Annotated in this window: 24 protein-coding genes; 14 read left to right on the top strand and 10 right to left on the bottom strand. The window is 59.0% G+C overall.

Annotation, left to right across the window (positions count from 1 at the left end):
* Positions 1-103 precede the first annotated feature (103 nt).
* Positions 104-1030 carry a LysR family transcriptional regulator gene (locus ACTG4B_RS08310; RefSeq protein WP_439155229.1) on the top strand — a complete coding sequence of 309 codons (927 nt, stop codon included), beginning with the start codon at positions 104-106 and terminating at the stop codon, positions 1028-1030.
* On the opposite strand, the gene ACTG4B_RS08305 is transcribed toward ACTG4B_RS08310, so the two are convergent.
* Complete coding sequence (locus tag ACTG4B_RS08305; protein WP_439155228.1) at positions 1031-2056, bottom strand: Hint domain-containing protein; 1026 nt, start codon at positions 2054-2056, stop codon at positions 1031-1033. It lies immediately after the preceding gene.
* A gap of 500 nt (positions 2057-2556) precedes the next feature.
* Between ACTG4B_RS08305 and purL the strand changes: the two genes are divergently transcribed.
* The 4 genes from purL (at position 2557) to grxD (ending at position 5685) form a co-directional block, all read left to right on the top strand.
* Positions 2557-4716, top strand: a complete 2160-nt coding sequence (gene purL, locus ACTG4B_RS08300; RefSeq protein WP_439155227.1) for a phosphoribosylformylglycinamidine synthase subunit PurL — start codon at positions 2557-2559, stop codon at positions 4714-4716.
* A 93-nt stretch (positions 4717-4809) separates the two neighbouring features.
* Positions 4810-5046 (top strand): BolA/IbaG family iron-sulfur metabolism protein, encoded by a 237-nt coding sequence (locus ACTG4B_RS08295; RefSeq protein WP_439155226.1) that lies wholly within the window; start codon positions 4810-4812, stop codon positions 5044-5046.
* Positions 5047-5050: 4 nt separating this feature from the next.
* Positions 5051-5329, top strand: coding sequence for a hypothetical protein (locus tag ACTG4B_RS08290; protein WP_439155225.1), 279 nt, complete (start codon positions 5051-5053; stop codon positions 5327-5329).
* The gene (gene grxD, locus ACTG4B_RS08285; protein WP_439155224.1) at positions 5326-5685 is read left to right on the top strand and encodes a Grx4 family monothiol glutaredoxin; all 360 of its coding nucleotides are present in this window, start codon (positions 5326-5328) and stop codon (positions 5683-5685) included. Before ACTG4B_RS08290 ends, grxD begins: the two co-directional genes overlap by 4 nt.
* Before the next feature lie 59 nt (positions 5686-5744).
* Here the strand turns inward: grxD and ACTG4B_RS08280 are convergent, their stop codons facing one another.
* Complete coding sequence (locus tag ACTG4B_RS08280) at positions 5745-6137, bottom strand: cell division protein ZapA (protein WP_439155223.1); 393 nt, start codon at positions 6135-6137, stop codon at positions 5745-5747.
* The gene (locus ACTG4B_RS08275) at positions 6124-6594 is read right to left on the bottom strand and encodes a hypothetical protein (RefSeq protein ID WP_439155222.1); all 471 of its coding nucleotides are present in this window, start codon (positions 6592-6594) and stop codon (positions 6124-6126) included. Before ACTG4B_RS08275 ends, ACTG4B_RS08280 begins: the two co-directional genes overlap by 14 nt.
* A gap of 269 nt (positions 6595-6863) precedes the next feature.
* Between ACTG4B_RS08275 and tkt the strand changes: the two genes are divergently transcribed.
* Positions 6864-8882, top strand: coding sequence for a transketolase (tkt, locus tag ACTG4B_RS08270; protein ID WP_439155247.1), 2019 nt, complete (start codon positions 6864-6866; stop codon positions 8880-8882).
* 28 nt (positions 8883-8910) lie between these two features.
* Here the strand turns inward: tkt and ACTG4B_RS08265 are convergent, their stop codons facing one another.
* Positions 8911-9276 carry a DoxX family protein gene (locus tag ACTG4B_RS08265; RefSeq protein ID WP_439155221.1) on the bottom strand — a complete coding sequence of 122 codons (366 nt, stop codon included), beginning with the start codon at positions 9274-9276 and terminating at the stop codon, positions 8911-8913.
* Positions 9273-10220 carry a DUF808 domain-containing protein gene (locus ACTG4B_RS08260; protein ID WP_439155220.1) on the bottom strand — a complete coding sequence of 316 codons (948 nt, stop codon included), beginning with the start codon at positions 10218-10220 and terminating at the stop codon, positions 9273-9275. The genes ACTG4B_RS08265 and ACTG4B_RS08260 overlap by 4 nt, the downstream gene beginning before the upstream one ends.
* Positions 10221-10417: 197 nt before the next feature.
* On the opposite strand from ACTG4B_RS08260, the gene gap (ACTG4B_RS08255) reads away from it, so the two are divergent.
* The 4 genes from gap (ACTG4B_RS08255) (at position 10418) to ACTG4B_RS08240 (ending at position 13141) form a co-directional block, all read left to right on the top strand.
* Complete coding sequence (gap, locus tag ACTG4B_RS08255; protein ID WP_439155219.1) at positions 10418-11419, top strand: type I glyceraldehyde-3-phosphate dehydrogenase; 1002 nt, start codon at positions 10418-10420, stop codon at positions 11417-11419.
* A gap of 153 nt (positions 11420-11572) precedes the next feature.
* Positions 11573-11716: a hypothetical protein gene (locus ACTG4B_RS08250; RefSeq protein WP_439155218.1), complete on the top strand. Its 144-nt coding sequence runs from the start codon at positions 11573-11575 to the stop codon at positions 11714-11716.
* Positions 11717-11797: 81 nt separating this feature from the next.
* Positions 11798-12799, top strand: a complete 1002-nt coding sequence (gene gap / locus ACTG4B_RS08245; protein WP_439155217.1) for a type I glyceraldehyde-3-phosphate dehydrogenase — start codon at positions 11798-11800, stop codon at positions 12797-12799.
* Between the two features lie 183 nt (positions 12800-12982).
* On the top strand, positions 12983-13141 hold the full coding sequence (locus ACTG4B_RS08240) for a hypothetical protein (RefSeq protein WP_439155216.1): 159 nt from the start codon (positions 12983-12985) through the stop codon (positions 13139-13141).
* Positions 13142-13168: 27 nt separating this feature from the next.
* Here ACTG4B_RS08240 and coaD read toward each other — a convergent pair whose 3' ends face one another.
* The 3 genes from coaD to ACTG4B_RS08225 all read right to left on the bottom strand — a co-directional run bounded on the left by coaD (position 13169) and on the right by ACTG4B_RS08225 (position 15101).
* Entirely contained in the window at positions 13169-13663 is a 495-nt protein-coding gene (gene coaD / locus ACTG4B_RS08235) for a pantetheine-phosphate adenylyltransferase (RefSeq protein WP_439155215.1), read from the bottom strand.
* 63 nt (positions 13664-13726) lie between these two features.
* Positions 13727-14161: a CBS domain-containing protein gene (locus tag ACTG4B_RS08230; RefSeq protein ID WP_439155214.1), complete on the bottom strand. Its 435-nt coding sequence runs from the start codon at positions 14159-14161 to the stop codon at positions 13727-13729.
* Between the two features lie 37 nt (positions 14162-14198).
* The gene (locus tag ACTG4B_RS08225; protein WP_439155213.1) at positions 14199-15101 is read right to left on the bottom strand and encodes a LysR family transcriptional regulator; all 903 of its coding nucleotides are present in this window, start codon (positions 15099-15101) and stop codon (positions 14199-14201) included.
* Between the two features lie 95 nt (positions 15102-15196).
* Between ACTG4B_RS08225 and ACTG4B_RS08220 the strand changes: the two genes are divergently transcribed.
* Positions 15197-16696: a CoA-acylating methylmalonate-semialdehyde dehydrogenase gene (locus ACTG4B_RS08220; RefSeq protein ID WP_439155212.1), complete on the top strand. Its 1500-nt coding sequence runs from the start codon at positions 15197-15199 to the stop codon at positions 16694-16696.
* Here ACTG4B_RS08220 and ACTG4B_RS08215 read toward each other — a convergent pair.
* The gene (locus ACTG4B_RS08215) at positions 16680-17555 is read right to left on the bottom strand and encodes a hypothetical protein (protein WP_439155211.1); all 876 of its coding nucleotides are present in this window, start codon (positions 17553-17555) and stop codon (positions 16680-16682) included. The two genes, ACTG4B_RS08220 and ACTG4B_RS08215, sit on opposite strands and share 17 nt — an antisense overlap.
* 145 nt (positions 17556-17700) lie before the next feature.
* On the opposite strand from ACTG4B_RS08215, the gene ACTG4B_RS08210 reads away from it, so the two are divergent.
* The 3 genes from ACTG4B_RS08210 to mmsB are packed head-to-tail and all read left to right on the top strand — an operon-like array spanning position 17701 to position 20750.
* A complete protein-coding gene (locus ACTG4B_RS08210; protein WP_439155246.1) occupies positions 17701-18837 on the top strand; it encodes an acyl-CoA dehydrogenase family protein in 1137 nt (378 codons plus the stop codon).
* 6 nt (positions 18838-18843) lie between these two features.
* The gene (locus ACTG4B_RS08205) at positions 18844-19887 is read left to right on the top strand and encodes an enoyl-CoA hydratase/isomerase family protein (protein ID WP_439155210.1); all 1044 of its coding nucleotides are present in this window, start codon (positions 18844-18846) and stop codon (positions 19885-19887) included.
* The gene (gene mmsB, locus ACTG4B_RS08200) at positions 19884-20750 is read left to right on the top strand and encodes a 3-hydroxyisobutyrate dehydrogenase (protein WP_439155209.1); all 867 of its coding nucleotides are present in this window, start codon (positions 19884-19886) and stop codon (positions 20748-20750) included. Before ACTG4B_RS08205 ends, mmsB begins: the two co-directional genes overlap by 4 nt.
* A 45-nt stretch (positions 20751-20795) precedes the next feature.
* Here the strand turns inward: mmsB and uvrA are convergent, their stop codons facing one another.
* A complete protein-coding gene (gene uvrA / locus ACTG4B_RS08195; RefSeq protein WP_439155208.1) occupies positions 20796-23678 on the bottom strand; it encodes an excinuclease ABC subunit UvrA in 2883 nt (960 codons plus the stop codon).
* Between the last annotated feature and the right edge of the window lie 170 nt (positions 23679-23848).

The following is a 23848-nucleotide window of genomic DNA, read 5'->3' as shown; positions in this document are numbered from 1 at the left end:
CCTACAAAGCGGAAAATAATGCGTTAGGGGGTTTGCAACCAAATGCTGCAATAGCGTAATGATCTTTACATGTGAGCGGTAACAACAATGGCGGCGGCACAAGATGGACTGGGACAAGCTAAGAATATTTCACGCCGTGGCGGACGCGGGATCACTGACGCACGCTGGTGACACGCTGCATCTGTCGCAATCTGCTGTCAGCCGCCAAATTCGCGCGCTGGAGGAAATGCTGAACACCACCCTGTTTCACCGGCACGCGCGCGGGCTGATTCTGACCGAACAGGGCGAATTGCTGTTCGACGCAACCAAATCAATGAACAAACGGCTGGAGGCCGCGACCGCCAGGATCAAGGACAGCGAAGAAGAAGTCTTTGGCGAACTGCGCGTCACGACAACCACTGGGTTCGGCACCCTCTGGCTGGCCCCGCGCCTGCCGAAACTTTATGAAAAATATCCTGATCTGAAAATCGACCTGATGCTTGAAGAACGCGTGCTCGACCTGCCCATGCGCGAGGCGGATGTTGCCATTCGCATGAAGGAACCATCACAGGCCGACCTGATCCGCAAACGGCTGATGTCGGTACGGATGCGGCTTTATGCGTCGCAGACATATATTGCGCAAAACGGACTAATCCATGACATTTCGGAAATCAGCAATCATCGGCTGATCTGTCAAAGCCTGAATTCCACACAGGTGGCTGCCGGGGCCACGCTGGTGCAGCACCTGATGACCTATGACGTGCACAGCCTGTTCACGGTGAACAATTATTTCGGTGTGTTGCAGGGCGTGCTGAACAATCTGGGTATCGGCGTTCTGCCCGACTACGTGACGGAAGATTTCCCTGATCTTGTCCGCGTCCTGCCCGATCTGGAAAGCGGCGAAGTACCCGTGTTTCTGGCCTATCCAGAAGAGCTGCGCCAATCCAAGCGGATCAGCGCATTCCGTGATTTCGTGCAAGATGAAATCTTTGCGCACCGCCGAAAGATACGAGAAACGACAGTGGCAGAAATCCCGGTTTCGCCTATCTGATCACGCTGCTTTTCGTGCAGTGTCTGCACTGTCGGATATCTGGCTAACAAGGGTTTCCGCCTGACGGCGCGTGATCTTGTGGCGCACCGTCGGACCATACCCCGTTTCAGGGTTGTCTTGCAGGGCTGGAAACAGCGCAAACAAGGCGGCGCGCTGGGCATCGTTCAGCATCTTGATCGCCGTCGGACCGGGATAGAAACTTTCCGATGCAATCCCACCGGCCCAAAGCAATGCGTGCCTGTCCAGCATCAGATGAAAATAGGTGACATCTTTCTTGCCCTTCATATGCCGGACGCCCGCTAGCCCCGTCAGGCCCTTTGCGGGGGCGATGACCTCGGGCTGGCCGAAAGAATCCGCGCAATGCGGTGTGCGCAACAGGATATGATGCTGCGGCGACACGATCAGATCGCAGTGCGGCAACCCGTCACCCAATGCGCCGGCCTTGATCTGGACGGGTTTGAATTTTTCGTCGCTGCCGGGCCAGACATGGTGCGATGACGTGGCCCAGATCAGTGGCTGCGGCCCGTCATCGACCGTCATCACCAAATCCCCCCGTCGCAGATCATCCACCAACACCGGACCACGGGGCGTCTCGATCAAAGTGCCAGCAGCAAAGCAAACGGGCACCTGCGGCAACACGTCAGGCTGAATAGGCGAGATATTGCCCTGCTGAAATGATGCCATATCAGATTCTGTCGCATTTGCCTCTGGCAGAAAGACAAAGCGCTCGGTCTCGGTCGCGGTCGGATACCCGATCACCCGAATAATGGCGACCGCATCCCCTTCAAACTGGTCCGGCACTTGTTGGGCGTTGGGCAAAGTGCCGTAAACGATGTATTCAAAGTCATACAGCGTGCCGTTGATCAAGACCTGTGTATTCGGGTCCAGTCCGGGATCAAGAAACGTGTCACCGTCAGTGCCTTTTGCGACAAAGGTTATTTCGACCGGCGCAATGTCCTTTTCCAGATTGATCGCATCGTTGCCCGCACTTTCCTGATTGATGCGCGCCCAAAAGGTATCAGCCATACTTGTCTCCAACGGCATGAACATAACAGGCCGACGTCCATGCCTTGTTTGAACCAGTCATCAATTTTTCCACCGATCGGGTTCTTGACCCAGCCGTTTGCCGTGGCAAACAGTTCAGGGTCGATTACCAAAATCATTATGAATGGAACTTGAATGACAGAGGCAATCAGACCGTCACTTGCAAATTTCGCGACACACTCATGCAAGCAGCGCATAGCGGGCATGCGTCGGAAACAGGCTATTTTTTCTTGAACGGTCAAAAAACGCACCCTATCTGGTCACTCGAAGGTGATGCGCATATTTGCTCATCACTTTCACCTCCCTGTTGGACTTTGCCGGGCCTTGTGCCCGGCTTTTTTTTGCCCAATCGGTTGCAGCCCCCAACGGGCCAGTGCCATTGGCCCGACATACGGCCGAAGCGCCGCCAAAACTGCGCAAAATTGCGGCTTTCACCTCTGGCTTCGGCTCTGTATGAACAGGCAACGGACCCGGGGGACAGTATGACAGAACCAGCAATCACCGACGACCTGATCGCAGCACATGGTCTGAAGCCGGATGAATACCAACGCATCCTCGATATCATCGGACGTGAACCGACGTTCACGGAACTCGGTATCTTTTCGGCCATGTGGAATGAACATTGTTCCTATAAATCTTCCAAGAAATGGCTGCGCACACTACCCACCACCGGCCCGCAAGTCATTTGCGGACCCGGTGAAAACGCCGGTGTCGTCGATATTGGCGACGGTCAAGCTGTTGTTTTCAAAATGGAAAGCCATAACCACCCTTCATACATCGAACCTTATCAGGGGGCGGCAACCGGGGTTGGCGGCATCCTGCGCGATGTGTTCACCATGGGCGCGCGCCCTATCGCGGCGATGAATTCGCTGTCGTTCGGCGAACCTTCACACCCGAAAACACGGCAGCTGGTCAACGGGGTCGTCTCGGGGGTCGGCGGTTACGGCAACTGTTTCGGCGTTCCCACCGTGGGCGGCGAGGTGCGGTTCGACCCCGCCTATAACGGCAACTGCCTTGTCAACGCCTTTGCCGCAGGTCTGGCCGACGCAGACAAGATTTTCTATTCTGCGGCCTCGGGCGTCGGCATGCCCGTCGTCTATCTGGGGGCCAAGACAGGCCGTGACGGCGTCGGCGGTGCCACCATGGCATCGGCCGAATTCGACGACACGATCGAGGAAAAGCGCCCCACCGTGCAGGTCGGCGACCCTTTCACCGAAAAACGCCTGATGGAGGCGACGCTGGAACTGATGGCGACAGGTGCCGTGATTTCCATTCAAGACATGGGGGCCGCCGGCCTGACCTGTTCGGCGGTGGAAATGGGCGACAAGGGTGGGCTTGGCGTGCAGCTCAACCTCAACAACGTGCCCCAGCGCGAAGACGGCATGACCGCCTATGAAATGATGCTTTCGGAAAGCCAGGAACGCATGCTGATGGTTCTGCGCCCCGAAAAAGAGGCCGAGGCCCGCGCCGTGTTCGAGAAATGGGATCTGGATTTCGCCATCGTCGGCGAAACGATCGCCGAGGACAGGTTCATCGTGTTGCACCACAATGAGATCAAGGCCGATCTGCCGCTGGCCACGCTGTCCGGGTCTGCCCCGGAATACGACCGCCCCTGGGTGCCGACGCCTGCGCCGGATCTGCTGGGCGATGTCCCCGGCGTGCAACCCATCGACGGACTGCGGGCCCTGATCGGCAGCCCCAACTATGCGTCCAAGCAGTGGGTTTATGAACAATACGACCAGCAGGTGATGGGTGACACGGCGCGCACGCCGGGTCTGGGTGCAGGTATCGTGCGGGTCCATGGCACCGATAAATCGCTTGCCTTTACCAGCGACGTAACCCCCCGTTACGTCAAGGCCAACCCCCTGGAGGGCGGAAAACAGGCCGTCGCGGAGGCCTATCGCAACCTGACCGCCGTGGGTGCCACGCCATTGGCAACGACCGACAACATGAATTTTGGCAACCCGGAAAAACCTGAAATCATGGGGCAATTCGTGGGCGCGATCAAAGGGATCGGCGCAGCTTGCATCGCACTGGACATGCCCATCGTTTCGGGCAACGTGTCACTTTATAATGAAACCGACGGCACGGGTATCCTGCCCACCCCCACCATCGGCGCGGTCGGCATCATCCGCCACCCCGACCAGATGATCACCGGGCATTTGCGCGACGGGCATGTTCTGCTGGTTCTGGGCGAAACCCATGGCCATCTTGGACAATCCGCCCTGCTGGCCGAAGTTTATGGCCGGTCCGAAGGCGACGCACCGCCTGTCGATCTGGCCGCAGAAAAGGCCAACGGCGATTTTATCCGCGAGAACCACACCATGATCACCGCTTGCACCGATCTGTCCGATGGTGGGCTGGCCCTTGCCGCCTTCGAAATGGCCGAGACCGCAGGTGTTGGCGTGTCCATCGACGCCGAAGACACCCCGACGCTATTCGGCGAAGACCAGGCGCGCTATCTCATCGGCTGTAATTTCGATCAGGCCGAAGGTCTGATGATCGCGGCAAACCGTGCGGGCGTGACGCTGACAACCGTGGGCAAGGCGGGTGGCAGCAATGTCAGCTTTGGACATTTTCATGCCCCGCTAGATGAATTGTCGCGGATATATCGCACGGCATTTGCCGATGCAGTCGCCTGATTTTCAACCTTTTCACACAATCCAATGGAAGCCACCACTTGTCGCCCAGTACTGGTGAACCTAGGTTAGGATCAAACGGTAAAAGGAATACGAATGCCAATCACCGCCCATGAAATCGAAACTCTGCTGCGCGAAAGCTTTCCCAAGGCGACGATCAACGTCCAAGGCGACGACGGCGCGCATTTCGCAGCAGAAGTGATCGACGAAAGTTTCCGGGGCAAGAACCGGGTCCAGCAGCAGCGCGCTGTCTATGCCGCACTAAAAGGCAAGATGGATGGCAGTAACGGGGATTTGCATGCGCTTGCGCTGACGACAAAGGCGCCCGAATAACGCGATGGAAACGCGGTATCTCGTTCTTTTCATGGTCGGGCCTTTTGCTTTGATTTTCATCTATGCCATCTGGCATGAATATCGCAGGTTCAAACGTGACGGCGCATCATCCTACGGATTGACATACGACGCGGCGACAAACACCACCCATGTCGGCGCCCTGCCCGAGGACGACGACGGGTATGATCCAGAGGAATTCGACCCCGAAGATACGCCTGACCCCGGACAAACCGCCACCGACAACCCCGATGCAGACCAAAATGAACAGGACACCAAGACATGACAGCCGAAACGAAGATCAAGGAAACCATCACCAGCAACGATGTCGTGCTTTTCATGAAAGGCACGAAATCTATGCCGCAATGCGGGTTTTCATCCCGCGTAGCGGGCGTGCTGAACTTCATGGGTGTTGAATTCGCCGATGTGAACGTGCTGGCCGACGACGAGATCCGCCAGGGAATCAAGGATTTTTCCGACTGGCCCACCATCCCACAGCTTTACGTCAAAGGTGAATTCGTGGGCGGCTGCGACATTATCACCGAAATGACGCTCTCGGGTGAACTTGACACGTTGTTTGCCGACCAAGGCGTGACCTTTGACAAGGATGCCGCCGAAAAGATCCGCGAAGCCAACGCATAAGACCAAAAAAGGGCGAAACCCGATCGGGTTTCGCCCTTAATCGTCGAAAAATACACCTCTTAATCGGTGCCGGCGTCCACCTGGTCTGCCAAGGCTTCGGCGCGGGCGGCAATTTCCGCCAGAGTTTCCGTTACTTCCGCTGGCACGACAGGCACTTCGATCCTCTCGGGCTGGGGGGCGGGTTGCGTTTCATATCTTTCGATCTGGGCGCGCAATTTGGATAATTCGCCATCCGCCTCGCGCACCCGGTCTTCAAGGCCCGCCGTCTTGTCCGCCAGCATCAGCCCGGCCATCAGCAACATGCGTGCTTCGGGCATCCGGCCAATCTGTTCCGACAGATGTGACGCCTCGTGGTCCAGCATCGCAGCAGCCGAGTGCAGAAAATGTTCTTCGCCGTCCTGACAGGCCACTTCGAATATGCGGCCCCCTATGGAAATCTCAACCTGCGGCATGTGCCGGCTCCTCGATCAAAGGCTTCAGTTCAGCCAGTATCGCCGCGACCTCAGCCGCCTCTGACGCCCGTTGTGCTGCCAGAGCCTCGACCTCAGCGGCGACGGCGGCGTCCAGCAATTCAGATGACACCCCCTTGGTAACCGCGTCGCGCAGGCGGGCGTTCATGTCACGCAACTGCGTATTGGATGCCCGCAGGCGCTGCAATTCTTCGTCCAGTCGCATCATCTGGGCGCGTTGGCTTTCCACGCGACCTGTCAGGGATGCAACCTGCGTATCCTGCCGTTCTTTCAAATTGCGCACGCGTTCGACCAACTCAGCGTTGGCCGCACGCTCATTCTCAAGTTCCGATGACAGGGTGTCACCGCTCCCCGATGCTGCTTTTTGCGCTTCGATTCCCTGCCTGATCCGGTCAAGCGCCGCCGTTATCCGGCTTTCCAACGCACTGATGTCACTCATCCGCCTGTCCTTTCGCCGCCCTGATAGGGCCTTTTCAACAGGCCCTTATACGCATGGCCTGCCCCGACATATCCCTGCCACACATGCCGCTTTGCGCGACCTTGCGGCGAATCGTATCGCGTTTTTCAAGACTAGGCGATAGAAAAGGCACCCGCAAATCGCCAGCCTGCTGGAAAATGAACGGTTTAGCCGTCACGCTTGATCTTGGGGGGGACCCTGATATGACGCAGGCAACGACCACGTTCATCATTGCCAATAGGACACCCACCTTGGATATTGCAGCCCTGCGCACCGCCCACCCCGACCACTGGAAAAAAGCCACCGCCATTCGCACCCTGACGCTGGATGCGGTCGCCGCCGCCAATTCCGGCCACTCCGGCATGCCGATGGGCATGGCTGATGTGGCGACGGTTCTGTTTGAAAACCACCTCAAATTCGACCCAAAAGCCCCCGAATGGCCTGACCGCGACCGGTTTATCCTGTCCGCCGGACACGGGTCCATGCTGCTGTATTCGCTGATGTATCTGACCGGCTACGAAGACATCACGCTGGAAGAGATCAAGAATTTCCGCCAATGGGGCGCACGCACGGCGGGCCACCCTGAATACGGGCACGCCCGCGGGATCGAAACCACCACCGGCCCGCTGGGTCAGGGGATTGCCAATTCCGTTGGCTTCGCCCTCGCCGAGGAAATCCAGCGCGCGACCTGGGGCAAAAAGATCATCGATCACCATACTTACGTGATGGCGGGCGACGGCTGCCTGATGGAAGGTATCAGCCAAGAGGCGATCGGTCTTGCCGGTATGCAGAAACTGGGCCACCTGATCGTGATGTTTGACGACAACAACATCACCATCGACGGCACCGTGGACATGGCCGACATCACCGACCAGCCCGCACGCTTTGCTGCGTCTGGCTGGCATGTGCAGGCCATCGATGGCCACGACCCTGTTGCCATTGATGCCGCGATTGCGGCAGCCAAGGCTGACCCGCGTCCGTCCATGATCGCCTGCAAGACGCATATCGCATTGGGACATGCCGCACAGGACACCTCCAAGGGCCACGGCGCACTGACCAACGCCGAACAGCTCGCCGCGGCCAAGGAAGCCTATGGCGCGCCTATGGGGGCCTTTGAGGTGGACCCGGCTGTCAAGGCCCAATGGGAAGCCATCGGCGCCCGCGGAGAGGCCACGCGAAAGGACTGGGATGCACGTTTTGCCACGCTCTCGGCGGCGAAACAGGCTGAATTCAACCGCACCTACGCTGGTGAGGCACCCAAGAAACTGCCCGCCGTGATCCGCGCCCTGAAAAAGCAGATCAGCGAAGGCAAGCCATCGGTTGCGACGCGGAAATCATCGGAAATGACGCTGGAAGTCATCAACCCGATCATGCCCGAAACCATCGGCGGATCCGCTGACCTGACCGGGTCCAACAACACCAAGACCGCCGATCTGGGCGTCTTCAACCCCGACAACCGAAAGGGCCGTTACATCTATTACGGTGTGCGTGAACACGGGATGGCCGCAGCCATGAACGGGATGGCGCTGCATGGCGGCGCACGGCCCTATGGTGGCACCTTCATGTGTTTTACCGACTATGCGCGCGGCGCGATGCGCCTGTCGGCACTGATGGGCATCCCCACGACCTATGTAATGACCCACGACAGCATCGGCCTTGGTGAAGACGGGCCAACCCACCAGCCGGTCGAACATCTGGCCATGCTGCGTGCCACGCCCAATATCAACGTCTTCCGCCCCGCCGATACCGTGGAAACGGCAGAGGCGTGGGAAATGGCACTGACATCGAAAGACACGCCGTCGGTGCTGGCCCTGTCGCGCCAGAACCTGCCCACGGTCCGCACCGAACACAAGACCAGGAACCTGACTGCACAAGGGGCCTATGTGCTGGCCGATGCAGACGGTAAACGTCAGGCGATCATCCTCGCCACCGGGTCTGAAGTTGAAATCGCGCTGGCCGCGCGTGACCTGTTGCAGGCCGACGGGATCGGCACCCGCGTCGTGTCCATGCCCTGCTGGGAGCTGTTCGAGGAACAGGACGAGACCTATCGCCGCCGCGTCCTGCCCGCAGGCCCCGTCCGCGTCGCTGTCGAGGCGGGCATCCGTTTCGGTTGGGACCGCTGGTTGTTCGGCGAACGCGGCAAGCGCGAAAAATCGGGCTTTGTCGGGATGCACGGCTTTGGTGCCTCCGCCCCGGCGGACCGGCTGTATCAGGAGTTCGGCATCACAGCGCAAGACGTCGCCGACAAGGTCAAGTCGCTGATCAAGTAAGTCACAAAGGGCGGGGTTGACCCCGCCCTTACTGTGTTGCCCATGCAAACCGCCCGGCCCCGGCCACCGACAGCGCCAGACACCCCCCGGCAATCGCCCAGTTTTTGACAAAGATCGAGATCTGCCAAGGGTCATCGGGTAGAAAGTGGAACACGCTCGTGACGCCGCAATAAACCGCCAGCGATAACGCGACAGGGCGCACCGCCCAACCCGCCACCAATGCCACACCCGCCAGTGCATTATACACCAGCGCACCCCAGACCAACGCCACCGGCAGACCAAACCCTGCCAGCAGGGCACCTGCGTCATCCGGGCTGACTGCCTTTTGCACAGCGCCGCCCACAAAAAGCAGTGCAATCAAAAGCCGCGCCAGCAGCAGCAGGACATCATTCATTTACCGGACACACGCCGCACCAATGGTGTAACCACATTGGTCGCCACCGGGATCAGCGCAAACCCAAGGATCAGCCCAAGCACCCCGTCCATCGACGCCGTGGCAAACCATTCTGTCGCGGACGCGAACTGCACAGGCACCACATGGCCAACCGCAACAGCCCAATCATGTATCTGGTGGCCCACTGCGCCATAGCCGATCTCTTCCAGACCATGAATGATGATCGACCCGCCGACCCACAGCATCGCCGCCGTGCCAACCCATGTCAGCACCAGCAGGAAACCCGGCATGCCTGCCACGATCCCGCGGCCAAGACCGCGCGTTATCCCAAGCCGCCCGCCCGCAACCATCGCCAGCCCGACGTCGTCCGCTTTCACGATCAGCGCCACGGCACCGTAGACCACTGCGGTAATGCCCACGGCTACAACCGCCAGCACTGCGGCCTGGCTCCAGATACTTGGCGCCTCGATGGCGGCCAAGGCAATCGTCATGATTTCAGCAGAGAGGATGAAATCCGTCTTGATGGCACCCTGGACTTTTTCTTCTTCCAGATGTGCAGGATCGCCGGTAGCGTCTGGGTGGGGATCATGTTTTTGCACCGCATGAAGCACTTTTTCAGCGCCTTCAAAACAAAGATACGCCCCCCCCAGCATCAGCAAAAGCGGGATCAGCCAGGGTGCGAATGCGGCCAGTGCCAAACCCGCCGGCAAAAGGATCAACAGCTTGTTGCGGATCGACCCCAACGCGATACGGCCCACGATGGGCAATTCACGATCCGCGGAAAACCCGTGGACATATTTCGGGGTGACGGCGGCATCATCGATTACCGCGCCTGCCGCCTTGGCCCCCGCCTTGGTCGCCTGCCCGATCACATCATCCACCGATGCGGCGGCGACTTTGGCAATCGCCGCGACATCATCCAACAGGGCCAGCAATCCGCTCATACATCCACTCCACGATTCTTTTGCCAACAGTTTCCTGACTGGGCCTGAACCGCAACCCCGCAATGTTGGCGCAAACCGTTAGCGATAACCGTATCCCAATGTACACCGTTACCGTTAACATATTGAGGGATGGCACTTTTTTACTGGACACGCGCCGCCCGACCCTGCACCAACAGGCCAAGCGAAAGGGGCACGATATGACAGTCACAATCGGGATCAATGGCTTTGGCCGCATCGGGCGCTGCACCCTTGCCCACATCACAGAGGCCGCGCGCAATGACGTGCAGGTCGTCAAAATCAATGCCACCGGCCCGATTGAAACCAACGCCCACCTGTTGAAATACGACAGCGTGCATGGCCGGTTCGGCAGTCCGATCAAGGTCAACGGCAACACGCTTGACCTTGGGCGCGGCCCGATTGACGTGATGTCCACCTACGATCCGACAGAACTTGACTGGTCCGGCGTCGATGTCGTGCTGGAATGCACCGGCAAATTCAACGATGGCACAGAATCGGCCATCCACCTTGAACGCGGCGCGAAAAAGGTGCTGATTTCCGCGCCTGCAAAAAACGTGGACCGCACGGTGGTCTATGGCGTGAACCACCGCGACCTGCTGACCAGCGAACGCATGGTATCGAACGGGTCCTGCACGACCAACTGCCTTGCCCCGCTTGCCAAGGTGCTGAACGACGCCATCGGGATCGAACGCGGAATCATGACGACGATCCACAGTTATACCGGCGACCAGCCCACACTGGATCGGCGGCACAGCGACCTCTATCGCGCCCGCGCCGCTGCCATGGCGATGATCCCCACATCCACCGGTGCCGCCAAGGCCTTGGGCGAGGTGCTGCCGGAACTGGCTGGCAAACTGGACGGCACCGCCATGCGCGTGCCCACCCCCAACGTCAGCGCAGTCGACCTGACCTTCGAGGCGGGTAAATCCGTCACCATGGCTGATGTGAACGCCATCGTGGCCGAGGCCGCAGGCGGCTATATGGGCATGGTCATGGCCTATGACGCAGAGGCCAAGGTCAGCATTGATTTCAACCACACGACACAAAGCTGCATCTTTGCCCCTGACCAGACCAAGGTTGTCGGCGGGCGGACCGTGCGCGTGCTGGCATGGTATGACAACGAATGGGGCTTTTCGGCACGCATGGCCGATGTAGCGGCCACCATGGGGCGGTTGCACTAGACTTCGGTTGCGTCGGGGATTGGGCGACCCGCATGTATTCGCGACACCTGATCAGCATGTAAACGGCTGCTCTGGCCATTTGTGTGCTTTGAACTTAACGTCATCCACGATCAACGGCCCTGCCGTTGCAACGTCGCCTGCCGGGGGATCATGATGACGAACGCCATTGCCCTTTTTCTGGCCGTGCTGATTTTGGGCTTTCTGGCATTGGATCATTTCGTCCTGAACTGGGATGTGCCGACCTTTGCCATGCGCCGCCTGATTGATCTAGTTGACTATGTTGCCTTCTGGCGTTGACGTTCATCAGTGATCAATGGTTGACCTTTTGCCATAAATCGCAATGTTAGCGCCAACATTGATCCTAAAGGAGGATGAACCATGGCCGTCAAAGTAGCGATTAACGGATTTGGCCGGATCGGCCGCAACGTTCTGCGCGCGATCATCGAAAGCGGGCGCACCGATATCGAAGTCGTGGCAATCAACGATCTTGGCCCTGTGGAAACCAACGCACATCTGCTGCGGTTTGATTCCGTGCATGGCCGTTTTCCAGCGACGGTCACAACCACCGAGACCACGATTGACGTGGGTCGCGGCCCGATCGAGGTGACAGCCATCCGCAACCCCGCCGACCTGCCGTGGTCTGACGTCGATGTCGTGCTGGAGTGCACCGGCATTTTCACCAGTAAAGAGGCGTGTCAGGCCCATCTGGACAATGGTGCCAGCCGGGTGTTGATTTCTGCACCGGGCAAGGATGCAGACAAGACGATCGTTTACGGCGTCAACCACGATGCGCTGACCAGCGACGATATCATCGTGTCGAATGCCTCTTGCACCACGAACTGCCTGTCACCTGTGGCCAAGGTGCTGAACGATGCCATCGGGATCACAAAGGGGTTTATGACCACGATCCACAGCTATACCGGCGACCAGCCCACGCTGGACACGATGCACAAGGATCTATATCGCGCCCGCGCCGCCGCGCTGTCGATGATTCCGACATCCACCGGCGCCGCCAAGGCCGTGGGTCTGGTATTGCCCGAATTGAACGGCAAACTGGACGGTGTCGCGATCCGCGTGCCGACCCCGAATGTATCCGTCGTCGATCTGACCTTCGAGGCATCCCGCGCCACGACGGTCGAGGAAGTGAACGCTGCCATCATCGCCGCCGCCGACGGGCCGCTCAAGGGTATTCTGGGCTATACCGACCTGCCGCTGGTCAGTTCCGATTTCAACCACGATCCGCATTCGTCGATCTTCCACCTTGATCAGACCAAGGTGCTGGACGGCAACATGGTGCGGATCCTGACATGGTATGACAACGAATGGGGCTTTTCCAACCGGATGAGCGATACAGCCGTCGCCATGGGCAAGCTGATCTGATCCAGACGATATGACACGCAAAGGCCGGTCCCCCGCGGGACCGGCCTTTTTTTGTGCAGAATGTGAATCCTGCCATGCGCCGCTTGCATGGCGCCTTTGGGGAAATGGTAATTGTGCTGCGGCGCAGCATCCCTAGATAAGGGTCAAGACAACGCAACGCGATGACCACGAAGGAGCACGTAAATGACTGTCCTGAACACTGTCCGCACCGCCATGCAAAAGCGCGCGGCCTACACCCAACTCAAGCGGGAACTACAGGCGATGCCGCTGGAAACCGCGATTGACCTTGGCATGTTCCGTGAAGATGCCGCCAAGATCGCGAGCAAAGCTGTCTACGGCTAAAGCATTGCCGCCAACCACGCAGGCGGGTCAGGCGGTGAATTTTGCCGTCAGCGCCTTATTGACCGCCGGGGTGACGAACTTGCTGACGTCACCCCCAAGGCGGGCAATTTCCTTGACCAGTTTCGATGCAATCGCCTGATTTTTCGCATCTGCCATCAGGAACACTGTCTCGATCGAATTATCCATCGACCGATTCATGCCAACCATCTGGAATTCATATTCAAAATCCGCAACAGCCCGCAAACCGCGGATGATCACGCCGGCACCGACATCATGGGCACAGTCGATCAGCAGGTTTTCAAATGGGTGCACCAATACCTCGCAACCACGTTCGGCCCCCAGCGGCACGCATTCCGATTGCACCATCGCCACACGTTCTTCCAAAGAAAACAAGGGCCCCTTGTCGCGGTTGATCGCAACGCCGATCACCAACCTGTCCACCAGCGAACACGCCCGCCGGATGATATCAATATGCCCATGCGTCACCGGATCGAACGTGCCGGGGTATAGTCCTACGCGCATGGCGCACCTCGTCTTATGATTTGCCGCCAAGCAACAATATTACACACCGGAATGCAAGCTGTGCTAATGCCCCATGATCATGCCTTCAAGGGCATTTTTCTCCATCGACAATTCGGCCAGCCGCGCCTTGACCACATCACCGATGGAAATCAGGCCGATCATCTTGCCGTCGTCCATGACGGGCAGGTGCCGGAAACGGCCGTTCGTCATCATCTCCAGCACCGCATCGGCGCTGTCGCCGGGGGCACATGTGATCAGCTTTGCAGTCATCAAGGCGCTGACGGGTTCATCAAGACACGCAGTTCCGCGCTTGCCCATTTCGCGCACGATATCGCGTTCCGACAGGATACCGTCAAGCGACACACCATCCGCCGACACCACCACGGTGCCGATCCTTTTTTCCGACAAAAGCACGACCGCCGCGCGGACATGATCCGTTGGTTTAACTGACACGATCCCGTGATCGGCCTTGGATTTGAGGATTTGTGAAACGATCATGACGGCCTCCCTGTCGCTGATGCGATAATCTAGCGTGTCAAATTGCAGGGCTGGCTGTCAAGCGTGCCGTTTCTTCCAGCCGTGCCACCTCGGCGCGCAGTCCGGCGATCAGGGCTGCGGCAAAGCGGCCTAGCCGGTCCGATTGCCGGTCTGATGTATGCCGGACAAGATAGAACGACCGCGTCAACGATACCGTCTCCATCAGCACGCGGTGCAGTTCCGGCGCGAATGGCAGGGCAAAGTCATGCACGATGCCGACACCGGCATGGCGTAGCATCTGCAACTGCACCGCGACGGAATTTGATGCCATTTGCACCCCATCCAACCCGAGGTCACCCAGATAATCCAGTTCCTTGTCAAAAATCATATCCGGGATATAGCCGACAATCCGCCGCCCCCGCAGCGCCGCAAGCGTCGTGATCGCAGGCGCATCGGTGCGGGTGGCCAGATGCAGATGATAATCGGTGATTTTTTGAACCGTCAGACGGCCCGTCGCTGGCGGGCTGACCGCAATCGCCATATCCGCTTCGCGGCGCGACAGGTTGACGACACGGGGCAGCGCCAGAATCTGCACCTCAAGGTCGGGGTTTTCCGCCTGTATCGCGGCACAGACCTGCGGCAGCACGAAATTGGCGGCACCGTCCGGTGCACCAATCCTGATCTGGCCTGTCAGCGCGGCGGATGCCCCCTGCCCTTCGTCAAAGGCCAGCGCAAGCTGTGCCTCGGCCTCGGCGGCGCGGTCGCGCATGCGTTCGCCTAGATCGGTCAGCGCGTAGCCTTGCGGCGATTTCATGAACAATGCAGCCCCCAGCGTGCGTTCCAACCGGGCCACCCGGCGGCCCAGCGTGGCCGGATCCATGCGCAGCAACGGGGCCGCACCTGACAGGCTTTCGGCGCGGGCCACCGCCAGAAATATCCTTATGTCGTCCCAGTTATCCATCGCACCCTTGCATTTTTGCAAAATGATTTTGGGATATTCGCTCTTTTACGTCGAAAAACGCAAGCCTATAGTCAGGCAAATCTCAGGAGGATCCCATGCAAGAATTGACCCATTACATCGGTGGCGCCCATGTGAAAGGCACATCGGGCCGTTTCGCAGACGTCATGAACCCCGCCACCGGCGAAGTGCAGGCCCGTGTGCCGCTAGCCAATGCAGACGAGTTGGCACAAGCTGTCGATGTCGCAGCCATGGCCCAACCCGCATGGGCCGCCGTCAACCCGCAACGCCGGGCGCGCGTGATGATGGCCTTTGTCGGCCTGCTGCACCGCGACATGGACAAACTGGCCGAGGCATTGTCCCGCGAACACGGCAAGACCCTGCCCGATGCCAAAGGCGACATCATCCGCGGGCTGGAAGTGGTGGAATACTGCATCGGCGCGCCGCAGTTGCTGAAAGGTGAATTTACCGACAGCGCCGGCCCCGGCATCGACATGTATTCGATGAAACAGGCGCTGGGTGTGACCGCTGGCATCACGCCGTTCAACTTTCCCGCCATGATCCCCATGTGGATGTTCGCGCCCGCCATCGCCTGCGGCAACGCCTTCATCCTCAAGCCGTCCGAACGCGACCCATCCGTGCCGCTGATGCTGGCCGAACTGCTGGAAGAGGCCGGTTTGCCAAAGGGCATCATTCAGGTCGTCAACGGCGACAAGGAAGCGGTCGATGCGATCCTTGATCATGATGTGATTCAGTCCATCGGCTTTGTCGGCTCTACCCCGATTGCCGAATATATCTATGGGCGCGGTTGCGCGAACGGCAAGCGGGTGCAGTGTTTCGGTGGTGCGAAAAACCACATGATCATCATGCCTGATGCGGATATGGATCAGGCTGCCGATGCGCTGATCGGGGCCGGTTACGGTGCTGCCGGCGAACGCTGCATGGCGATTTCCGTGGCCGTGCCTGTCGGCGAAGACACCGCCGACCGCCTGATCGCAAAACTGGTGCCGCGCATCGAAAAGCTGAAGGTCGGGCCATATACGGCAGGCGATGACGTTGACTACGGGCCGGTTGTCACCGCTGCGGCCAAGGCCAATATCCTGAAACTTATCGAAAGCGGGGTGGCACAAGGGGCCGAACTGGTTGTCGATGGGCGCGATTTCAACCTGCAAGGCTATGAAGACGGGTTCTTTGTCGGGCCGCATCTTTTTGACCGGGTGACCAAGGATATGGATATCTACCAAAAGGAAATCTTTGGGCCGGTGCTGTCGTGCGTGCGTGCGCAAACCTATGAAGAGGCGCTGGGTCTGGCGATGGACCATGAATATGGCAACGGCACCGCGATCTTTACGCGCGACGGCGACGCGGCACGCGATTTCGCCGCCCGCATCAACGTCGGGATGATCGGTGTGAACGTGCCCATCCCCGTGCCGTTGGCCTATCACACCTTTGGCGGCTGGAAAAAATCCATGTTCGGTGACCTGAACCAGCACGGGCCGGATGCATTCAAATTCTACACGCGGACCAAGACCGTAACCTCGCGCTGGCCGTCAGGCATCAAGGAAGGTGGCGAGTTCAATTTCAAACCGATGGAATAGCACCCTGTGCCAGCATCTTGGTGATGTAATGGGCAACGGGTGTCACCAGTTCTGCATCATCCCAATAGGATCCGTGTGACAGCGGGTCCCACCTGTCCGAAACAGGACCGCCCAAGTGGATCGGCACATCGCGCAACTGCCGGTCCGCGACCATGCGTGCATAACAAGGTGCCGCCTGTCCCATCGGATAGGCCATGATATCGTGCTTGTCATAGAAATTCTGCCACCACGTCATGATCTGCCGGTCCTTGGGCAAGGCAGAGCCGGGAAAGGTAATTGGCACGATCTCCTCTGGCGGGTAGGCGAACAGGAACACCGGTATATTGCAGCCAAAGGTCATCAACCCCGCCACGGTCTGCATGTCCTGCAAGGGCGACCCAAACCGCCCCTGCCCCGTGCGCGCCTTAAAACGTTGCAAGTCATAGATATAGTTCGACATGACATGCGCACCCAGCGAATGCGCAAGGATCAGGACAGCCCCCTGCGGGCCAATATCCCCTTCCAGATCGCGCATTGTCTTTTCCACGCGCGAATGCAGCTGTTCGTAGATTGGCGGCGATCCATCGGCCGTCCTGCGATAGGCGGCGGCATCCGACAGGGCCGACATGACAAAGGCCCGCGGCGCATCTGCGCTGGTCTTGTCGCGGATGCCTTCGAAAAATGCACGTTGGCGCGTTTGCAGAATGTCGGACCAGAACACCTCGCGCCAGGCGACACGGGGGGCAAGGTTGCCCAGATTACGCCGCACACGCCGTGCCATGGCGCGCGAAAAGGTCAGATCGGCGGAACCGTCGGACCTGTCATGGCCCTGCCCGCCCACACCATGAATCACAATCACACCGATTTTGTCTGCAACCACGTCCGATTCCCTTTGCTTTGACAAAAGGTATGCCCAATTTGGGATAACCAATCGCTAACAGCGCAGCAGCATGATGGGCTTGCCAAGCTGCACCAAAGCGACCAAGAATATGAACAAGCGTTCAATTCGCAAGCTGGAGGCATCAATGGATTTCGCACTGACCGAGGAACAAACCGCCATTTTCGATATGGCGCAGGCCTTTGGCGCGGACCATATCGCGCCCCATGCCCGCGACTGGGAAGCGGCGGGCACCATCCCCAAACAGCTTTGGCGCGATCTGGCGGATCTGGGGTTCGGCGGGCTTTATGTGTCCGAGGAAAGCGGCGGTGCGGGCCTGACCCGGCTGGATGCCACGCTGGTGTTCGAGGCGCTGTCGCAATCCTGCGCGTCAGTCGCGGCCTTTCTGTCGATCCACAACATGTGCGCCCGGATGATCGACGCCTATGGATCGGAAGACATGCGCGCACGCATCCTGCCCAAGGCACTGACGATGGAAACGATCCTGTCCTATTGCCTGACCGAACCCGGGTCGGGGTCGGACGCGGCAGCGCTGAAAACCCGCGCGGTGCGCACCAACGACGGTTACGCGCTGACCGGAACCAAGGCGTTCATTTCAGGGGGTGGCTATTCGGATGCTTATATCGTCATGGCGCGCACCGGCGATGACGGCCCCAAAGGGATCAGCGCCTTTTTGGTGATGGATGGCGCACCGGGCCTGTCATTCGGCGGGCTGGAGGACAAGATGGGCTGGCGGTCGCAACCCACGCGGCAGGTGCAAATGGACGATTGCCAAACAAGTGCCGACACCCTGCTGGGCGAGGAAGGTCAGGGTTTCAAATACGCGATGGCGGGCCTTGATGGTGGGCGGCTGAATATCGCCGCCTGTTCGCTGGGGGCCGCCCAGGCAGCACTGGACCAAACATTGGCCTATATGCGCGAACGCAAGGCTTTCGGTAAACCCATCGACCAGTTTCAGGGGTTGCAGTTCAGGCTGGCTGACATGGAAATCGACCTGCAATCGGCACGGACCTTTCTGCGGCAGGCGGCATGGAAACTGGACACCGGCGCGCCCGATGCCAGCACATTCTGCGCTATGGCCAAGAAACAGGTCACAGAGGTGGGCAGCCGCGTGGCAGATCAATGCCTGCAACTGCATGGCGGCTATGGCTATCTGGCGGATTACGGGATCGAAAAGATCGTGCGTGATTTGCGGGTGCATCAGATCCTTGAGGGGACCAATGAAATCATGCGCCTGATCACGGCGCGGCACCTGATCGGGTAGAACCCCATGACCGACATCATCATCCGCAAGGTCGGCAAGGCTGGCCACATCACGCTGAACCGCCCCAAGGCGCTTAATGCGCTGACATGGGACATGTGCCTGAATATTGAGAAAGCACTGGATACATGGCGGGACGATCCCGCTGTCGCCATTGTCATCATGGACGGTGCGGGCGACCGGGCCTTCTGTTCGGGCGGCGATATTGCGGAAATGTATGCGACCGCGAAGCAGGGTGACTATGACTATGGTCAGCGGTTCTGGCGTGATGAATACCGGCTGAACGCAAAAATTGCGGAATTCCCAAAGCCGGTCATCAGCTTTCTGCAAGGTTTCACCATGGGCGGCGGTGTTGGCGTCGGATGCCATGCATCGCACCGCATTGTTTGCGACAGCAGCCGGATCGCGATGCCGGAATGTTCCATCGGGTTGGTGCCTGATGTCGGCGGATCGCTTTTGCTGGCGCGCGCACCGGGATATTGCGGGGAATTTCTGGGCCTGACGGGTGACCGGATGGATGCGGGTGATGCGATCTATGCAGGCTTTGCCGATCATTTCATCCCTGAAAGCGATTGGGATACATTGAAAACGACGCTGGCACAGACAGGCGATGTGGAGGCGGTAAAGACTGCCGCAGCCCCTGCACCCGCCAGCCGTCTGCACACGTGGCAGGCTGAAATTGACGCAGTTTTTTGCGGCACCACACTCGGCGAAATTTACGCGGCGATGCCCGATCTGCCCGGCCCGGCGATTACCCATGCGCGCAAGCTGATGGATCGCAACGCGCCGCTGGCCATGGCTGTCGCCACGCAAATCATCAAATCCGTCCGCCTTGATCCGCGCATCCGGACCGCGCTGAACCATGAGTTCCGTTATACGTACCGCAGCGCGGAACAGGGCGATTTCATCGAAGGTATCCGCGCGGCCATCATTGACCGTGACCGCAACCCGCAATGGCAACACAAGACATGGCAGGATGTGCCGAAGACAGAGACTTCGCGCATGACCGCCCCTTTGGGCGATAATGCGCTACAATGGGAGGAAGACAGATGAAAATCGGATTTATCGGGCTTGGGAACATGGGCGCGCCCATGGCGGCCAACCTGTCGCGCGAACACGATGTGACAGGCTTTGACACGATGGCGACGCCAACAGGGATCACGATGGCATCCAGCGCGGCCGACGCTGCCAGCGACGCGGATATCGTGATCACAATGTTGCCCAACGGCGAAATCCTGCGCGCTGTCGCTGCCGAAATCCACCCGGCCATGAAGCCAGGTTCGGTGCATCTGGATTGTTCGACCGTGGATGTGGACAGCGCCCGCGCCGTCGCCGCACAGGCCGAAAGCCACGGGCTGGCCGCCATTGACGCGCCTGTGTCCGGCGGGATCGGTGGCGCCATGAACGGCACGCTGACATTCATGGCAGGCGGGTCTGATGATGCCTTTGCCAAGGTCAAGCCGCTGTTTGACATCATGGGGCAAAAGGCGGTGCATTGCGGCCCTGCGGGCAACGGTCAGGCCGCCAAGATCTGCAACAACATGATCCTTGGCGTCACGATGATCGCCACCTGCGAGGCGTTCGTGCTGGCCGACAAGCTGGGTCTGGACCGGCAGGCGATGTTCGATGTGGTCAGCACATCGTCGGGGTCATCATGGTCAATGAATACCTACTGCCCCGCCCCGGGCATCGGGCCACAAAGCCCTGCCGATAACGGTTACAAACCGGGTTTCGCCGCCGAACTGATGCTGAAAGACCTCAACCTTGCCCAGATGGCGGCAATCGCCGCCGATGCCGACACGCCGATGGGACAGGCCGCGCGCGATCTTTATGCGCAATTCGTCGAAGCAGAGGATGGCAGGGGGCGGGACTTTTCAGCCATGTTGCCACGGTTCGAAAAACGGCACCGGTCCTGACAGACCAAAGCCCCGCGGGGGCGATCAGATTTCGAGAAATCTGATCTACTCTGCCGCAACCTTGCGCGCATCCAGCATGGGTTTCAGATAGCGGCCGGTGTGGCTTTCGACCACTTCGGCCACTTTTTCCGGCGTGCCGGTCGCCACGACCTTGCCGCCGCCATCGCCCCCTTCGGGACCGATATCAATGATATGGTCCGCCGTCTTGATCACATCGAGGTTGTGTTCGATCACCACGACGGAATTGCCCTGATCGACCAGTTCGTGCAGCACCTCCAACAGTTTGCGCACATCCTCGAAATGCAGTCCCGTCGTCGGTTCATCCAGAATATAGAGCGTCCGGCCCGTCGATTGCCGCGCCAGTTCCTTGGACAGTTTCACGCGCTGCGCCTCGCCGCCTGACAGGGTCGTCGCCTGCTGGCCCACTTTGATATAACCAAGGCCCACCCGCATCAGCGCATCCATCTTGGTGCGGATCGACGGCACGGCGCTGAAAAAATCCTGCGCATCTTCCACAGTCATATCAAGCACATCGGCGATGGACTTGCCCTTGAACTTGATTTCCAGCGTCTCGCGGTTGTACCGCGCGCCCTTGCAGGTTTCGCAAGTGACATAGACATCGGGCAGAAAGTGCATTTCGATCTTGATGACCCCGTCACCCTGACAGGCCTCGCAGCGTCCACCCTTCACGTTGAACGAAAACCGACCCGGTTTATAGCCGCGCGCCTTGGCCTCGGGCATGCCGGCGAACCAGTCGCGGATCGGGGTAAACGCGCCGGTATAGGTCGCGGGGTTGGACCGCGGCGTGCGACCGATGGGCCGCTGGTCAATGTCGATCACCTTGTCGAGGTGTTCAAACCCCTTGATCGTTTCACAAGGCGCGGGTGTTTGCCGCGATCCGTTCAGCTTCATCGACGCGTTCTTGAACAGCGTTTCAATCGTCAGCGTGGATTTGCCCCCGCCCGATACGCCGGTGACACACACAAACTGCCCCAGCGGAAAATCGACCGTGACATTTTGCAGATTGTTGCCCGTGGCCTTGACCACCGTCAGCTTCTTGCCCTTTCCCTTGCGGCGTTTGGCGGGGATCGCGATTTCGCGCGCGCCGGTCAGATATTGCCCGGTGATCGACGCCGGATCAGCCATGATATCGGCAGGGGTGCCCTTGGCAACCACCTGACCGCCGTGCACACCCGCACCCGGCCCGATATCGAACACATAATCCGCCTCGCGGATCGCTTCCTCGTCATGTTCGACGACGATTACGGTATTGCCCTGATCGCGCAGGTTTTTCAGCGTGGTCAGCAGACGGTCATTATCGCGCTGGTGTAACCCGATGCTGGGTTCATCCAGCACATAAAGCACCCCCTGCAATCCCGACCCGATCTGGCTGGCCAGCCTGATCCGCTGGCTTTCGCCGCCCGACAAAGTGCCGGAATTGCGCGACAGCGTCAGGTATTCCAAACCAACGTTGTTCAAAAACCCCAGCCGTTCGCGAATTTCCTTGAGAATCGCCGCCGCGATCTCGTTCTTTTGCTTGCTCAGCTGATCGGGCACGGCCTGACACCAGTCATAGGCTTCCTTGATCGACATCTGCACGACCTGCCCCGCGTGAAGGCGCGTTTCAGGTCCGCCGTCAGCCGGACCGATCTTGACCGCCAGGGCCTCTTCGCGCAGGCGGTAGCCACCGCAGGTGCCGCAGGCGCGATTATTCTGAAAGCCTTCGAATTCTTCGCGAATCCAGTTGCTGTCGGTTTCGCGATAGCGGCGTTCCATATTGGGGATCACACCCTCGAACGGGCGGCTGACCTGATAGACACGCCCGCCTTCATCATAGCGGAACTTGATCTCTTCCTTGTCAGAGCCGTACAGGAACACCTGCTGCACCGATGGATCCAGATCCTTCCAGCGGGCGTTCTTATTGAATCCGTAGTGTTTTGCGATTGCCTCGATGGTTTGCAAGAAATAGGGCGACTTACCCTTGCGCCACGGGGCAATCGCGCCATCGGCAATCTTGAGCGTGACATCGGGCACAACAAGCTGTTCGTCAAAAAACAGTTCTACCCCAAGCCCGTCACACGACGGGCAGGCCCCAAAGGGCGCATTGAACGAAAACAGGCGCGGCTCGATCTCGGGGATGGTGAAACCCGATACCGGACAGGCGAAATTCTCCGAAAACGTGAGCCGCTCCGGCTCTCCCTCGGACGGGGCGGTTTCAAGAATGGCGATGCCATCGGCCAGGTCCAGTGCAGTACGGAAACTGTCGGCCAGACGCGTTTCAAGTCCTTCGCGCACCACAATCCGGTCCACGACCACATCAATGTCATGGCGAAACTTCTTGTCCAACGTCGGCGGTTCGTCCAATTCGTAAAACTGCCCGTCCACCTTGACCCGCTGGAACCCCTGCTTGCGCAGTTCAAGAAACTCCTTGCGATACTCGCCCTTGCGGTCGCGCACGATCGGAGCCAGCAGATACCCCCGCGTCCCATCATCCAAAGCCATGACGCGGTCGACCATATCCTGCACCTGCTGCGCCTCGATGGGCAGGCCGGTAGCGGGGGAATAGGGCGTCCCCGCGCGCGCAAACAGTAGCCGCAGATAGTCGTAAATCTCGGTGATGGTGCCGACAGTTGAACGCGGGTTCTTGCTGGTCGTCTTTTGTTCGATCGAAATTGCAGGGCTAAGCCCGCTGATGTGATCCACATCAGGCTTTTCCATCATATCCAGAAACTGGCGCGCATAGGCCGACAGCGATTCAACATAGCGCCGCTGCCCTTCGGCATAGATCGTATCGAAGGCCAGCGATGACTTGCCCGACCCCGACAGGCCCGTGATCACCACAAGCTGATCGCGCGGAATATCCACGTCAATATTCTTGAGGTTATGTTCGCGTGCACCGCGCACTTCGATATGCTTCAACTCTGCCATGGGTCACCTTCTGTCCATGCTGTGGACATAAGCCAGCGATAGGCCCAGTCCAATGCGTATATAGAACATAAACGGAACATTTGCAGATTTATTTTCACATACGACCAGCGCCGCAGATGTCGCATGGCGACCTGCGGCCCATTGATCGCGTCCGGTAGGATTGAACCCAC

The organism is Yoonia sp., from assembly GCF_965660735.1.
Taxonomy (GTDB): domain Bacteria; phylum Pseudomonadota; class Alphaproteobacteria; order Rhodobacterales; family Rhodobacteraceae; genus Yoonia.
This window is presented reverse-complemented; position numbering and strand designations above follow the sequence as displayed.